This is a genomic window from Paenibacillus germinis, from assembly GCF_013141785.1.
GTDB classification, from domain to species: Bacteria; Bacillota; Bacilli; order Paenibacillales; family NBRC-103111; genus Paenibacillus_E; species Paenibacillus_E phytorum.
This window is the reverse complement of record NZ_WHOC01000157.1, coordinates 83554-96884: the sequence shown is the minus strand read 5'-3', so window position 1 is coordinate 96884 and position 13331 is coordinate 83554. Positions and strand designations below refer to the sequence as shown.

At 46.8% G+C, this 13331-nt stretch carries 12 protein-coding genes; 3 read left to right on the top strand and 9 right to left on the bottom strand.

Annotated elements, in window-relative coordinates; translation table 11 throughout:
* The 3 genes from rocF (GC102_RS29555) to rocF (GC102_RS29545) form a co-directional block, all read left to right on the top strand.
* Positions 1–582 (top strand): arginase (rocF, locus tag GC102_RS29555; protein ID WP_171687909.1); only part of this gene is annotated, 582 nt, incomplete at its 5' end.
* A gap of 67 nt (positions 583–649) precedes the next feature.
* The gene (locus GC102_RS29550) at positions 650–1840 is read left to right on the top strand and encodes an ornithine--oxo-acid transaminase (RefSeq protein ID WP_171692685.1); all 1191 of its coding nucleotides are present in this window, start codon (positions 650–652) and stop codon (positions 1838–1840) included.
* A gap of 31 nt (positions 1841–1871) precedes the next feature.
* The gene (gene rocF / locus GC102_RS29545) at positions 1872–2777 is read left to right on the top strand and encodes an arginase (RefSeq protein ID WP_171692684.1); all 906 of its coding nucleotides are present in this window, start codon (positions 1872–1874) and stop codon (positions 2775–2777) included.
* 86 nt (positions 2778–2863) lie between these two features.
* Here rocF (GC102_RS29545) and GC102_RS29540 read toward each other — a convergent pair whose 3' ends face one another.
* The 9 genes from GC102_RS29540 to GC102_RS29500 all read right to left on the bottom strand — a co-directional run bounded on the left by GC102_RS29540 (position 2864) and on the right by GC102_RS29500 (position 13219).
* Positions 2864–3373, bottom strand: a complete 510-nt coding sequence (locus GC102_RS29540; RefSeq protein ID WP_171692683.1) for a hypothetical protein — start codon at positions 3371–3373, stop codon at positions 2864–2866.
* 615 nt (positions 3374–3988) lie between these two features.
* Positions 3989–4630: a methylthioribulose 1-phosphate dehydratase gene (gene mtnB / locus GC102_RS29535; RefSeq protein ID WP_171643340.1), complete on the bottom strand. Its 642-nt coding sequence runs from the start codon at positions 4628–4630 to the stop codon at positions 3989–3991.
* Positions 4627–5289 (bottom strand): 2-hydroxy-3-keto-5-methylthiopentenyl-1-phosphate phosphatase, encoded by a 663-nt coding sequence (locus GC102_RS29530; protein ID WP_171692682.1) that lies wholly within the window; start codon positions 5287–5289, stop codon positions 4627–4629. The genes mtnB and GC102_RS29530 overlap by 4 nt, the downstream gene beginning before the upstream one ends.
* Positions 5286–6554, bottom strand: coding sequence for a 2,3-diketo-5-methylthiopentyl-1-phosphate enolase (locus GC102_RS29525; RefSeq protein ID WP_171692681.1), 1269 nt, complete (start codon positions 6552–6554; stop codon positions 5286–5288). Before GC102_RS29525 ends, GC102_RS29530 begins: the two co-directional genes overlap by 4 nt.
* Before the next feature lie 43 nt (positions 6555–6597).
* The gene (proC, locus tag GC102_RS29520; RefSeq protein WP_171692680.1) at positions 6598–7467 is read right to left on the bottom strand and encodes a pyrroline-5-carboxylate reductase; all 870 of its coding nucleotides are present in this window, start codon (positions 7465–7467) and stop codon (positions 6598–6600) included.
* A gap of 28 nt (positions 7468–7495) precedes the next feature.
* Entirely contained in the window at positions 7496–8743 is a 1248-nt protein-coding gene (locus tag GC102_RS29515; protein ID WP_171692679.1) for a glutamate-5-semialdehyde dehydrogenase, read from the bottom strand.
* The gene (locus GC102_RS29510) at positions 8736–10463 is read right to left on the bottom strand and encodes a proline--tRNA ligase (RefSeq protein ID WP_171692678.1); all 1728 of its coding nucleotides are present in this window, start codon (positions 10461–10463) and stop codon (positions 8736–8738) included. Before GC102_RS29510 ends, GC102_RS29515 begins: the two co-directional genes overlap by 8 nt.
* 25 nt (positions 10464–10488) lie before the next feature.
* The gene (gene proB, locus GC102_RS29505; RefSeq protein ID WP_171692677.1) at positions 10489–11589 is read right to left on the bottom strand and encodes a glutamate 5-kinase; all 1101 of its coding nucleotides are present in this window, start codon (positions 11587–11589) and stop codon (positions 10489–10491) included.
* A 427-nt stretch (positions 11590–12016) separates the two neighbouring features.
* Positions 12017–13219: a pyridoxal phosphate-dependent aminotransferase gene (locus GC102_RS29500; protein ID WP_376769419.1), complete on the bottom strand. Its 1203-nt coding sequence runs from the start codon at positions 13217–13219 to the stop codon at positions 12017–12019.
* Between the last annotated feature and the right edge of the window lie 112 nt (positions 13220–13331).

The window sequence follows — 13331 nt, the reverse complement described above, 5'->3', positions numbered from 1 at the left end:
AAAGGGGTTCTGCAGCATGTAAACAGGCTTGGTGTGATTTGGTTTGACGCTCATACTGACGTTAACACCGAGGAAACAACGTACTCTGGCAATATACATGGTATGTCCTTAGCCGTTGCACTAGGTTATGGTCACCCGGACTTGGTATCCATCGGTGGTATTGAAGCGAAGCTAAGACCGGAGAATGTGGTCATTATCGGAGCTAGATCCATTGATCAAGGCGAAAGAGCGTTCCTGAAGGAAAAAGGCATTCGTGTATTCACTATGCATGATATTGATCGAAACGGCATGAAACAGGTGATGGAAGAAGCGCTTCAGATCGTAACCAACGGAACAGATGGTGTTCATCTTAGCCTTGATTTGGATGGGATGGACCCTGGAGAAGCCCCAGGTGTCGGCACTCCCGTTTCCGGTGGTATGTCTTACAGGGAAAGTCATTTTGCGATGGAGATGCTGTATGAGCGGAATGTTCTTGTCTCCGCTGAGTTTGTCGAAGTGAATCCGATGCTGGATCAAAATAACAAAACAGCTAAAACAGCAGTAGAATTAATTGGCTCTGTGTTCGGAGAACGCATACTTTAAAAATAATACGCGAAGCTTATGCTTACGATGTAAGTTTTGTAATCAGAACTCTTAGGAGAGTGCCGTCATGACGAGCGAAACAACCAATATTATTAAGCAAACGGAAAAATATGGCGCACATAACTACCATCCGCTGCCGATCGTCATTTCGCGGGCTGAGGGCGTTTGGGTTGAAGATCCGGAAGGCAATCGGTTTATGGATATGTTAAGTGCCTATTCGGCTTTGAATCATGGACACAGACATCCCAAAATTATCGAAGCCCTTAAGGTTCAAGCGGACAAAGTAACATTGACGTCGAGAGCGTTTCATAACGATCAGCTTGGAGAATTTTATGAAAAGCTGTCTGCACTGACTGGGAAAAGTATGATACTTCCCATGAACACAGGAGCAGAAGCAGTAGAGACTGCCCTCAAAGCTGTGAGACGCTGGGCGTATAAGGTCAAGAAAGTTCCGGCGAATCAGGCGGAAATCATTGTCTGCGAAGGAAATTTTCACGGACGGACAATTACAGTGACTTCCTTTTCATCTTCGGACGAGTATAAAGAAGATTTTGGTCCCTTTACGCCTGGCTTCAAAATCATTCCTTATGGAGACTTAGATGCTTTAAAACAAGCCATAACATCGAATACAGCCGCTTTTCTGGTAGAGCCGATTCAAGGGGAAGCTGGGATTGTCATTCCAAGTGAAGGTTTCTTGCAAGAAGCCTATCAGCTGTGTAAACAAAATAACGTTCTCTTCGTAGCGGATGAGATTCAAACAGGATTTGGAAGAACAGGAAAGTTGTTCGCCTGTGAGTGGGAATCTGTAAAGCCAGATGTTTATATTATGGGGAAAGCGCTGGGTGGCGGTGTATTCCCGATTTCAGCAGTTGCCGCGAATGAGGATATTCTCGGCTTATTTAATCCCGGATCGCACGGATCCACCTTCGGTGGAAATCCTTTAGGCTGCGCCGTTGCTATTGCCGCAATGGATATACTTGAGAAAGAGAAATTGGTTGAACGATCGTATGAATTAGGGGAATATTTCATTGAAAATCTGCGCATGATCGAAAGTGCGCATATTAAAGAGGTACGAGGCCGCGGATTGTTTATTGGAGTTGAATTGAACGAGCAGGCGCGTCCGTATTGTGAAAAAATGAAAGAGCTTGGCATCTTGTGCAAAGAAACGCATGAAACAACAATTCGATTTGCGCCACCCCTTACGATCTCGAGGGAGCAATTAGATTGGGCACTTGAACGCATTAAGCTAGTCTTTTAATTGAGGGTAAGGGGAAAGGAAGGGGAGTATCATGTCGGCTCGTAAACAACTTAGTATTATTCAAGTGCCTTTTGGACTTGGAACCGGTCGTCCGGGAACGGAAGATGGTCCGGAAAGCATGATTCAAGCAGGCTTAATTCGCCAAATTCGGAAAACGGAGTATGAGCTCGCAGGTGAATATATGGTGAGATGTCCACTGCCTTCTGTTGTTTCTTCGAAGGATGAACAGGTGAAACATCTCCCTGAAGTGAAAGAGATGAGCAAGCTGGTAGCGAAGCAAGTCTCGCAAGCTATTCAAAATGGCACCGTTCCTCTAGTGTTGGGCGGCGATCATAGTGTATCGATCGGGGTACTTGCAGGGCTAACATCCCAGTTCTCGAACTTAGGCGTCATTTACTTTGACGCTCATGTTGGTCTGAATACCGAAGAGGCTAGTCCGACTGGGTACTTTAACAGGATGTCATTAGCGGTGGCTCTTGGTAAAGCTCGATTGAAGTTAGGAGATATTTCAAGCTCTGATACTTTGATTAAAAAGGAGAATGTAGTCATCATTGGCGTTCGCGATGTGGAACCTGATGAGCGAGAACTGATTGTGACAGAAGGAATTTCTTGCTTCACGATGCATGACATCGATCGGATGGGTATAGAGAAGGTCATTGAAAAGGCGCTGCAAATTGCCGGACATGGAACCGACGGTATCCATATCAGCTTCGATGCAGATTGCTTAGATCCGTTAGAAGCACCCGGGGTCGGAATGCCGATGCCAGGAGGACTGACTTATCGCGAAGCGCATTTTGCCTGTGAACTGCTAGCGGAATCAGCTCGAATCGTCTCCATTGACGTTGTTGAGATTAATTCGATGTTAGATGAAAGCAGACGCACTGCGCGGCTTGCTATTGGTCTGATCGCTTCGCTGCTCGGGAAGCGAATTTTGTGAAAAAAGCCGCTGCAAGTGGATCAGATAAATAGAAAAACGTCCTAATCTTCTCGCAGTTCTCAACTGGAGAAAATGGGACGTTTTTTTCATTGGGGCTGCCAGCTTTTGTAATGCTTTTTAGCCAGAATATATAAGAGTGTGTTCAGACCAAAGGTTAAGAGATAGACAGGAAACGAGTAAATAAGCTGCCAACCATAATATTGAAACACCGAGAAGGTGACAGCAAGAGCTTCAAAGCCAACAGAGGCAATCGACCAAACCAGGATGTGTATAAACTGAAAAGGAGCACGAATTGGATACTTGTCATAGAAATACACATAGAAATACCCAACTAGAGGAAAAGGAATCGTGTAAAGCAGAAAATCGAACAAATCATAGTTTGGGGTATCCATAATATCATACACATTATAGGGATAAGAGGAAGATAAGATATTATCGACAGCTCGTCCCAAATAAGAGTCGAAAATCATCATAAGCAGTGCGATGGGAAGTGGAATTCGCTTAGGGAGCATGCAATATAGCAGGATCAATGCGATCATAATGATCGTAGCAAAGCCTTCGTTTGCGTCAAAAGTAACCGGTGGAATTAAGATCATACAGGTTGTTTGTCCCTACCTTTCAACCATCGAAGTACGTACATGAGTCCCACAGTAGAAACGATAAAAGTTAGCCAAACTATAAGTGACCACCAAAATTTCCAATGCACGATATATACATAACCGGCAAGCTCCATAACTATATGCATACTTGCTAATATAAAGGTATAAACACTAGTGAGAATCACGCGCTGCCACTTACGACTCATTTTTAAATAAAAATGCAGAAACCAAATCATAGACATAGGAAATAATAATAAATAATAGAACATGGTATCCCAAAATATTTGGTAGGTGCGATAAGGAACAATCAGCTGTAAATTCCTTACTACAATTTCAGAAAAGTCTTCCCCGAACAGTGAGACCCAAAACCAATAGACTAAGACCTCGAAGAGATTCATGTTTTTTTTAACATATACATAAGAGATGAATAGAAGTAGAAATAAACTTGTATTAATGACTGAGAACATAGGCGTATTTGTATTCCTTTGCATACGGATTTAACAAGTAAAAGTAGTGTTACCCATCTTGAGTGATTCTATGAGACAAAAAAAGTCAGAGCCTCGCCCAATTGGGCAAGGACCTGACTTTTTATTTTTTATTCAAGTTAAGATATTAGTTTCCTTTATGAAGCAAATGCGAGCGGTATACATATTCGAAAAGGAACTCGAACGCTTCGAGATGGCGCTTAGCTTCAAAAGCATTCGCTCCCCAGGCATAAATGCCATGCTTACGCAGCACGATACCAGGAATTCGCGGAACAATCGCACCTTCCACCAGCTCGGCGATACGAGGAATTTCAGCGTAATTGGGTAAAATGGGAATTTCGATCTGAGCTTCCTCATCCCAAATATTGAACGCCTTAATAAGTTCAACACCGTCTACAGGTATGCTTTTACGCTCCCAATACAGTTCAGAGATCAAATTATTGAATATCGTATGTACATGAAAAATGGCGCCTGCGCCTGTTAAACGATAGATTTCACTATGAATCAAGGTTTCTGCCGATGGCTTCAGGCTTGTAGCTTCCGTCGGTTGCCCTTTCTCATTCACGAGTAGAAAATCCTCAGGTGTTTGCACGGATTTATCTCTACCGCTTGAGGTGATAGCGAATGTGAATGCGTCAGGCTCGAAGCCTCCTACTCGAACAGACAGATTGCCACTCGTTGCAGGAAACCATCCTCTGGCCGCTAAATTAGCTTTAATATCACGTAAATCAGCGAATGCACGCTGCTTGTCTTCCAGTAAAATACTCATACTACAGGTTCAGCCTCCAATTGCTTCATAATATCAAAGAAAGTATCGAATGGGTGATACGGATAGTCTAGCTGCTTACACATATCGATGAGATGAGAGCGAGCAAAGATCGTATCGACCAGCTTTGCACCCTCGAAATCCGTAATACTATCACCGATGATAATTCGTTCATATCGATTAGCGTCATAAGAGCGTATAATACTTGTTTTGCACATCCCACAGTCTGTTGCACAATGCTCGTCACAACGATTTGGCCACAAAATCTCAATGGTGTTTCCTTCAAATGTGCTGGCATTGCAGTAAATATGCTCTCTAGGGATTGCAAAGGGCTTCAGCAGCGGATAGATAAAAAAATCGATGCCGCCGCTCGTAATCAAAAGCTTGATATTCTGTTCTTTACAATAATCTACGAATTCTTTGAATCCATCACGAATCACTGCGTTATTGATTGCATATTCGACAATCTCATCCTTACGGGAAGTAGGGAGGAGGGCGAACATGTCACCAACACCTTGACGTATGGATATACTTTTGTCCAAAATTCGTTCTACGATGGCTTCCCAACCAGCTGGGTTGAAATGCTTCATGATGGCAACGATATTATCGTTCACGGTAATGGTACCGTCAAAGTCGCAAAAAATAATGCGTTCCTTACTCATTCTCTACTCCCCCAAGTATCGATAGCTGATTGTAACTCTGGATGTGTTCGAGCATAATCTTGAAGTGTAATTCCTTGCATGGTTGCATCAATCGCCTGACGGAAGGCTTGCCCACCCGCAATCGTACCGAGTGGATGTCCATGGATGCCTCCACCTGCATTGACGATGACATCCTTGCCGAAATCACGCAGAATAAGCGGGACAAGTCCAGGGTGAATGCCTGCGGAAGGGACTGGAAAGCTTGCCGCTAGTTTCAATTGTACATCGGCAGGAGCGTTATAGGTGTAATCTTTTCGTAAATCATCAGTTAGAAGAGCGTGCTTAATTGCCATGTTCTCTTCCCTAGGCATAACGACTGATCCATAAGGAGAAGGGAACAGCACTAAATCTGCTCCGGCCAAACGCATGAGCTTACCAAGAAGCACAGAAGCGGATATCCCATAGTGCGGTGACGGATAAGTCGCACCTGCCATGGCAGGATGAGCCATGATGGGAATCGTTATTTCCGGATCCGAGCTTAATTCATGCAGCGTATCGAAACCGTAAGCTAATACATTAAATAGTAAAGCGTTAGCTCCAGCTCCGATTGCTTTCTTGGCTTGAGCTGCAAGCTTGGATGTAGGTCCGGTTAAATTGACAGCATAAAGCAGCTTTTGACCTGTTTCCTTGGTGGCTTGTGCAGCTGCTTCCAGGCAAATCTCGATCCGTTTCTCCAATGGTGTTAATGGATTTTCAAACAAAATCTCATCGTCTTTAATGAGATCCACACCGCCGGCTGCTTGCAAATAAAATTGTTCGCGCAGAGCGGGAAGCTCATACCCGACAACCGATTTAAAGATACTCATTAATAAGGGGCGATCATGGACACCAAGGAGATCTCGCACACCTTGCATACCGAATTTGGGACCTGAGAAGCCTGATAAGAAGTCAGATGAGAAGGATAAGTCAATTAGCTTTATTTTGCCGTCCATCGACAGCTTTCCGAATACGGTGACCAACAAGGCAGGGATGTCCCTGCTGAAGTTAATATCTGGATATGCGATTGTGATATCGGCATAGCGGTTTGAAATAGTTTCTCCCTGAGTGGGCTCATGCACTTCAACCGAAATGACTTTCCCTAAATGTTTCTCCATTTGGGCTTTTTGCGCTTCCGGCAGTTCGGTCCAGCTGCCAACCGTAAGGCCGACAGCGATGCTTGTTGCTTTTTTATGAAAATCGGCTTTCTCATCGAAACTCCGATAGGTGGCTAGACAATATGCGTTCATCGTAAACATTCACCTGCTTTTGATAGAATTAGACCTCATGAAATTAGGAGGATTTCGCTACGGGGCTTGGCGCAGCAATTTGTTCGCCCATTTCTTTGGCTCGCTCCGCAGAACGAAATACCGCTTGTGAGATAGCTTCGCTAAACTGAAAGCGATCCAACGCTTCTATAGAAGCTTGCGTTGCCCCATTTGGCGAGGTGACCTTGCGACGAAGCTCAGCAGGATTTTCTTGCGTAAGCTGAACCATATGCGCGGCTCCGAGCACCGTCTGAAGTGTTAATTGATGTGCATCTTCTGCGGAAAGGCCGCCATCGATACCAGCTTTGATCATGGCTTCCATGAAATAGTAGACATAGGCAGGTCCGCTGCCGGATACGCCTGTCAGAATTTCTAATTTCTCTTCCTCCACGATCGTTACAGTACCAACGGCTTCAAACATTTGAGTAGCAACTTGTTTGAATGTAGCATTGACCTTGGAGGAGAAGCTCATTCCTGTAGCGCCTAGACCAATTGTGCTGGACGTATTGGGCATCGTGCGAACAATCGGCATATTGGTTTGCAGCAGAGCTTCTGTTTTTGCGATAGAGAGCCCAGCAATGACAGAAACGAGAAGCTGCTGTTCGTTCAAAAGCGGCTGCAGCTCGGCGAAGGCTTTCTCCACATCCTTAGGCTTCATGCAGAGAACGACGACATCAGCAACACGAAGAAAAGTTTCCTTCGTTAACGGGTCTGACGTTGCTTGTAGACCGTATTCCGATCGTAGAAAAGCTAATCTGTCTTGATCTGAGCGATTCATCACATATATATTTTGGGGATCAGCGACTTTTGTTTCAATGAGTCCGCGGATGATTGCTTCCGCCATCGAACCAGCGCCGACAAAGGCAATTTTGGTTTGGGATAAAGTAGTGGACATCGTACATTCCTCCTTGAATTTAGAATCGTTATTCGCGTATTTGTCCGCTTCCATAAACGCGGTATTTGGTTGAAGTTAAAGCTGGTAGACCCATGGGTCCGCGAGCGTGAAGCTTTTGGGTGGAGATGCCGATTTCCGCTCCGAAGCCAAATTCAAAACCATCGGTGAAGCGAGTCGAAGCGTTGTGATAAACAGCCGCTGCATCAACTTCCTGTAAGAATCTTTCGGCATTAGCCGCATCTTCCGTCACGATACATTCGGAGTGCATCGTCCCGTATTCACGAATATGAGCAAGGGCTTCATCGAGATCCTTCACAACTTTGATGTTAAGAATGTAGTCCCCATACTCGGTTTTCCAATCTTCAATTTCGGCAACTTGCATACTAGGTACTAACTCACGAGCTCGTTCGTTTCCTTTGAGCGCTACATGCGCACCTTTGAAAGCCTCTGCAATGGCACTTAAATGCTTTTCTGCAATAGACTCATGCACAAGTAATGTTTCCATGCTATTACAAACAGAAGGACGTTGAGCTTTGGCGTTGATCCCGATGCGAACGGCCATATCGAGCTGTGCACTTTCATCTATAAAAGTATGACATACACCTGCACCTGTTTCAATGACAGGAACAGAGGCGTTATTGACAACATTTTGAATAAGTGAATGCCCGCCTCTTGGAATGAGCACATCGATGAGTCCATTTAATTTCAGCATTTCATCTACAGAACTGCGGTCTGCGCTTAGAATCAGTTGAAGTGCGTCAGCGGGAATGGCTGATCGGCTTAATGCACCGTGCAGAACTTCAACGATTTTCTCATTGGAAAATAAAGCCGAAGAACCGCCACGCAGAACGACTGCGTTGCCTGTCTTGAGACACAAACCTGCTGCATCAACGGTCACGTTTGGTCTTGCTTCATATATAATGCCGACCACGCCAAGGGGCACACGGATTTTGCGAATGCGCAGACCGTTTGGACGTTCAAATGCTTCCAAAGTATCCCCAACAGGATCTGGGAGCTCGGCTATTTGGCGCAGACCTTCAGCGATCGCTGCGATGCGGGATTCATTTAGGGCTAAACGGTCGAGCAGGGAAGCGCTTGTGCCTAATTCTTTGCCTCGCTGCAAATCTTTGGCGTTCGCTTCGATAATCGCCTGCTGCTCCGTCACAAGGCTATCTGCCATAAGGAGGAGTGCCGCATTCTTTTGTTCAGTTGTCAGATTACCCATCGTCTGGGCAGCTTGTTTGGCTAATTTAGATTTTTGAACGACTTCACTCATGGGAAGATCGACCTCCTGTTTGGAATAATGAATGGCAATGCGTAAGTATATGCTCTACAGATCGTTCGTATTGACTGCCGTCTCGGCGTTCTTTACATTCTACTACACGCTCATTTGCTTTCTTGCCGACTGTTATTCGCAGAGGGAAGCCGAGCAGATCCGAATCATTGAATTTAACGCCAGGACGTTCATCCCGATCATCCCATAGGACGGAGTAGCCTGCCCTAATTAACGTTGTATAAATCTCTTCGGATAATTTCATTTGAATTTCATCCTGAACATGAACGGTCAGTAGATGAATGGTAAAAGGCGTAATGGACTCAGGCCATATAATGCCTCGTTCATCATAGTTTTGCTCGATAATGGCAGCTAGCACACGAGAGACACCAATGCCATAGCAGCCCATAATGATAGGCTCGGAAACCCCGTTCTCGTCGCTGAATGTTGCGCCAAGGGAACTGCTGTATTTGGTGCCGAGCTTAAATACGTGGCCAAGCTCTATCCCTTTCGCAAAAGAGAGCTCGTGCCCACAATGGGTACATAACTCACCTTGGGCGACGTTGCGTACGTCATGATAAGATATTGGTCCTAAATCGCGTTCGACATCCACATGTACCAAATGGAAATCGGGCTCATTGGCTCCGACGACAGCATCCTTCAAGCCCATGATAGAAGAATCAGCGATGATTCTCACATTCTGGAGTCCAATTGGACCGATAAATCCGGCAATGGATCCTAACTTCTCAATGTCATCTTCGGAAAGCATGGAAACCTGGGCAGCCCCAATGGCTTGCTTCAGCTTGATCTCATTTAATTCATAATCCCCTCGCAGGAGGACAATAACTGGCGTTCCATCTATATGTAAAGCAACAGATTTAATGATCTGATTGGCATCTATTTGTAGAAATTGACTTAGCTGCTTGATGCTTGTCACTTGCGGCGTGTGAACTTTCACTGGTTGGGAAGCTGGTGAAATGGTATCGGTTTTTCGTTGTTCCGGTAGCGTTCCAATTGCTTTTTCAATATTTGCAGCGTATTGGCAGGCGATGCAGTGGACGATTGTATCCTCACCAACGTCAGCCAGGGCCATGAATTCATGGGTATCTGTACCGCCGATAGCGCCGGAATCGGCTTCAACCGCTCGGAACTGCAATCCGCATCGTGTGAAAATTTTAACATAAGCGTCATACATGCTTTGATAGCTAACATCTAGCCCGCTTTCCGTACGGTCGAAGGAATAGGCATCCTTCATGAGGAACTCTCGTCCGCGGAGCAGACCGAATCGGGGTCTACGTTCATCGCGATATTTCGTTTGAATCTGATATAACGTGACAGGCAGCTTCTTGTAGGAGTGAATCTCGACCTTTACGATCGTCGTGATAACTTCCTCATGAGTAGCTCCTAGTGCAAACTCTCGGCCGTTCCGATCTTCCAAACGCATCAGCTCAGGACCATAAACGTCCCATCTGCCTGAGGCCTTCCACAGTTCGGAAGGGTGAAGAGCTGGCATTAGCATTTCCTGTGCACCGGCTGCATCCATTTCCTCTCGGACAATTTGTTGTATGTTTTGCAGGGCTTTAAGACCTAAGGGTAAATAGGAGTAGATACCACTGGAGAGCTGTCGTATTAATCCCGCACGCAGCATCAGTCGATGGCTGGCGGCTTCTGCATCTCCCGGAACGTCCCGAAGGGTTGGGTTTAGCAATCGTTGTTGTCTCATAGCCCAGAGAGCCTCGCTTTCTTCATTAGGTTAAAGGAACCCATTCATCTCGGTGAATGACTTCGATTCGGGCAACTTCCACACGTTTCTGGACCTCGTCGGTCGATAGGCCTGCTGCGGCTTGCACTTGCCAAGCCGCGTAATTGACGACGCCGCGGCCTAGCAGCGCGCCTTCGATACTGAGCACCTCGACGACGTCGCCGGGGTGGAAGTCCCCTGCAGCGCCTGTGATGCCGGCAGGAAGCAAGCTCTTGCCACCGCTGAGCAGCGCCGCTTTGGCGCCTTGGTCAACGATGATTTGCCCTTGGGGCAGCGAGTGGAAGCCGACCCATTGTTTCTTCACCGGCAGGTTGTTCAGAACCGTGTCGAAGTACGTGCCCTTGCCGCTGCCATCCACGGCATGCGGCAAATCACCGGGCTCGAGTACGCGCCCGATGAACACCGGTACGCCCCCGCGCATCGCGATGCGGGCGGCCTCGACCTTCGAGCGCATGCCGCCGGTGCCGACCGCGCTCCCAGCACCCCCAGCGAAGCTGAACAGCTCATCGCTGATGGCGTCCACGCGATCGATACGCTGCGCGTTCGCGTTTTTGCGGGGATCGTCCGTGTACAGGCCGTCCATGTCCGTAATGATGATCAATTTGTTCGCTTTGACCAAATTGCCAACCAAGGCCGACAACGTGTCATTGTCGCCGAATTTCAATTCATCCACCGCGACGGTGTCGTTCTCGTTAATGATCGGCACGACGCCACGCTGCAGCAGCTCGTCGACCGTCATCAGCGCGTTCTGCACGCGCTTGCGGTTAGAGAAGTCGTACCTTGTGAGCAAAATTTGCGCCACGCTGATGCCGTGTGCCGCAAATGCTTCGTGGTACGCCTGCATAAGTAGCGCTTGGCCGACAGCGGCTGCGGCCTGCTTTTCGTGCAGCACCTTTGGCCGCGTGCGGTAGCCAAGGGAGGTGAAGCCTGCGGCAACTGCGCCGGAGGTAACCAGCAGGACTTGATGTCCGTCCTGCTTCAATTGCGCCAGCTCCGACGCGAAAAAACGTATTTTATCCGGATTGAGGCCCCCGGTATCTGAAGTTAAAGAGCTGCTGCCGATTTTGACGACGATTCGCTGAGTCATATCGATCCCATCCTTTGATTTACATGTTTGTAGATACAAAAAAGACTCCCGTCCTCATAACATAAGGACGAAAGTCTGTAGCTTCCGCGGTACCACCTTAGATTGGCGCACACCGATTCCGGCTGCACCCAACTCTAGATTCCCTAAATAACAGCAGGGCACTGTTCAACTCATCGTTGACTGTTCAGGGGCGGGTTCGGAGTCGGTTCACGGCAAGCTCTCTCAGTCAATGGAGCTTACTCTCTGTTTACGTGCTTAACGGTTCCTACTATTCCCATCATAACATTGCGATATAGAAGTTTTGGCTGGTCGGTGACTTCGTCACCTGCTCGCCTATGCATCCTATGAGAACTTCTTTTTTTATTCTATCTAGAATAGCACGCAGTACAAGCGTTTGTAAAGAAGCAGCAGCCTCTATATTTTCTACTTATCCAAATAGATTCAGCTTACCGATTCGTTGCACGGCTTCAGCTAATCGTTCTTCAGAGGATAAAAGGCCAAGCCTTACATAACCTTCTCCGTGTGTTCCGAAGCCAACGCCTGGGGCGACGACAACCTTCGCTTCTTGCAAAAGCAAATCGGCAAGACTCTGTGAGGTGTGTCCTTTGGGAACGGGTAGCCAGGAGAAGAAAGACCCCTGTGAAGGGCGTGCATGCCAGCCGATACTGGTAAGAGCTGCATAAAGGGCATTGCGGCGGCTCTCGTAAACATCACGCAGCTCAGTAACACAATCTTGCGAAGCTGTGAGAGCTGTTGCGGCTGCCACTTGAATACCGCCGAACAACGAGCAGTAGTAATGATCCTGCATCAAGTTAATAAGGCGGATAACTTCTCGGTTCCCTAAGGCAAAACCTACACGCCAGCCAGCCATGTTGTACGTTTTGGAGAGGGTATAGAACTCGATACCCACTTCTTTGGCACCTGGTGTCTGCAAGAAGCTGACAGGCTTCTGACCGTCGAATCCTATCGCGCCATAGGCGAAATCACTTGCGACGACAACACCATGCTTGTGCGCGAATTCGACCGTTTCTTCATAAAAGGAAGCGGGAGCCGTAGCACCTGTTGGGTTGTTCGGATAATTAATGAACATCAGCTTCGCGCGGTTCAAATCGGATTCTTTGAGCTGTGAGTAGTCAGGTAGAAAGTTGTTTTCTTCTCGCAAGGGCATGAATGCCATTTCGGCGCCGGCAAGAGCAACCCCGGACCAGTAATCCGGGTAGCCAGGATCAGGAACCAGACATACATCTCCTGGATTAAGCAAGCATTGAGCTATCTCGATTAGTCCTGTTTTACCGCCAAAAAGAATCGCAACTTCCGTTTCAGGATCAAGATCTACGTTGTGATCCTCCTTATACCTTTGAGCAATGGCTTGTTTCAGAAATGGAAATCCGCTGAAGGGCGGATATTTATGATACAACGGATTAGCAGCCGCTTCTTGTATGGATGACACGATATGCGGAGGCGTAGGGCGGTCAGGATTACCTTGGCCGAGATTAATGACGTCATGACCCGCAGCAATTTGTTCATTTGCTTTGCGTACGAGTGTTGCAAAAAATTGAGTTGGAAGTCCATTCATACGTTCAGCTGGCTGTATCGTAAAAGGGCTTGTTGTAGGGGATATTTTAGTCACGTTTTAATTCACACTCCGGAGGTCGGGATTTTAATTAATAACCTTAATGTAACATGATTAATCTTTTTTTCATAGTGATGAAAATAATCGATTTTACATCAAGCAGCCAATA

What these genes read in the sequence shown, in the direction of transcription:
- GC102_RS29525 (WP_171692681.1), bottom strand. Translation starts at nt 6,554, where the DNA reads ATGAACGCATATTGTCTAGCCACCTATCGGAGTTTCGATGAGAAAGCC.
- GC102_RS29550 (WP_171692685.1), top strand. Translation starts at nt 650, where the DNA reads ATGACGAGCGAAACAACCAATATTATTAAGCAAACGGAAAAATATGGC.
- GC102_RS29515 (WP_171692679.1), bottom strand. Translation starts at nt 8,743, where the DNA reads ATGAGTGAAGTCGTTCAAAAATCTAAATTAGCCAAACAAGCTGCCCAG.
- GC102_RS29540 (WP_171692683.1), bottom strand. Translation starts at nt 3,373, where the DNA reads ATGATCTTAATTCCACCGGTTACTTTTGACGCAAACGAAGGCTTTGCT.
- GC102_RS29530 (WP_171692682.1), bottom strand. Translation starts at nt 5,289, where the DNA reads ATGAGTAAGGAACGCATTATTTTTTGCGACTTTGACGGTACCATTACC.
- GC102_RS29510 (WP_171692678.1), bottom strand. Translation starts at nt 10,463, where the DNA reads ATGAGACAACAACGATTGCTAAACCCAACCCTTCGGGACGTTCCGGGA.
- mtnB (WP_171643340.1), bottom strand. Translation starts at nt 4,630, where the DNA reads ATGAGTATTTTACTGGAAGACAAGCAGCGTGCATTCGCTGATTTACGT.
- rocF (WP_171692684.1), top strand. Translation starts at nt 1,872, where the DNA reads ATGTCGGCTCGTAAACAACTTAGTATTATTCAAGTGCCTTTTGGACTT.
- proB (WP_171692677.1), bottom strand. Translation starts at nt 11,589, where the DNA reads ATGACTCAGCGAATCGTCGTCAAAATCGGCAGCAGCTCTTTAACTTCA.
- proC (WP_171692680.1), bottom strand. Translation starts at nt 7,467, where the DNA reads ATGTCCACTACTTTATCCCAAACCAAAATTGCCTTTGTCGGCGCTGGT.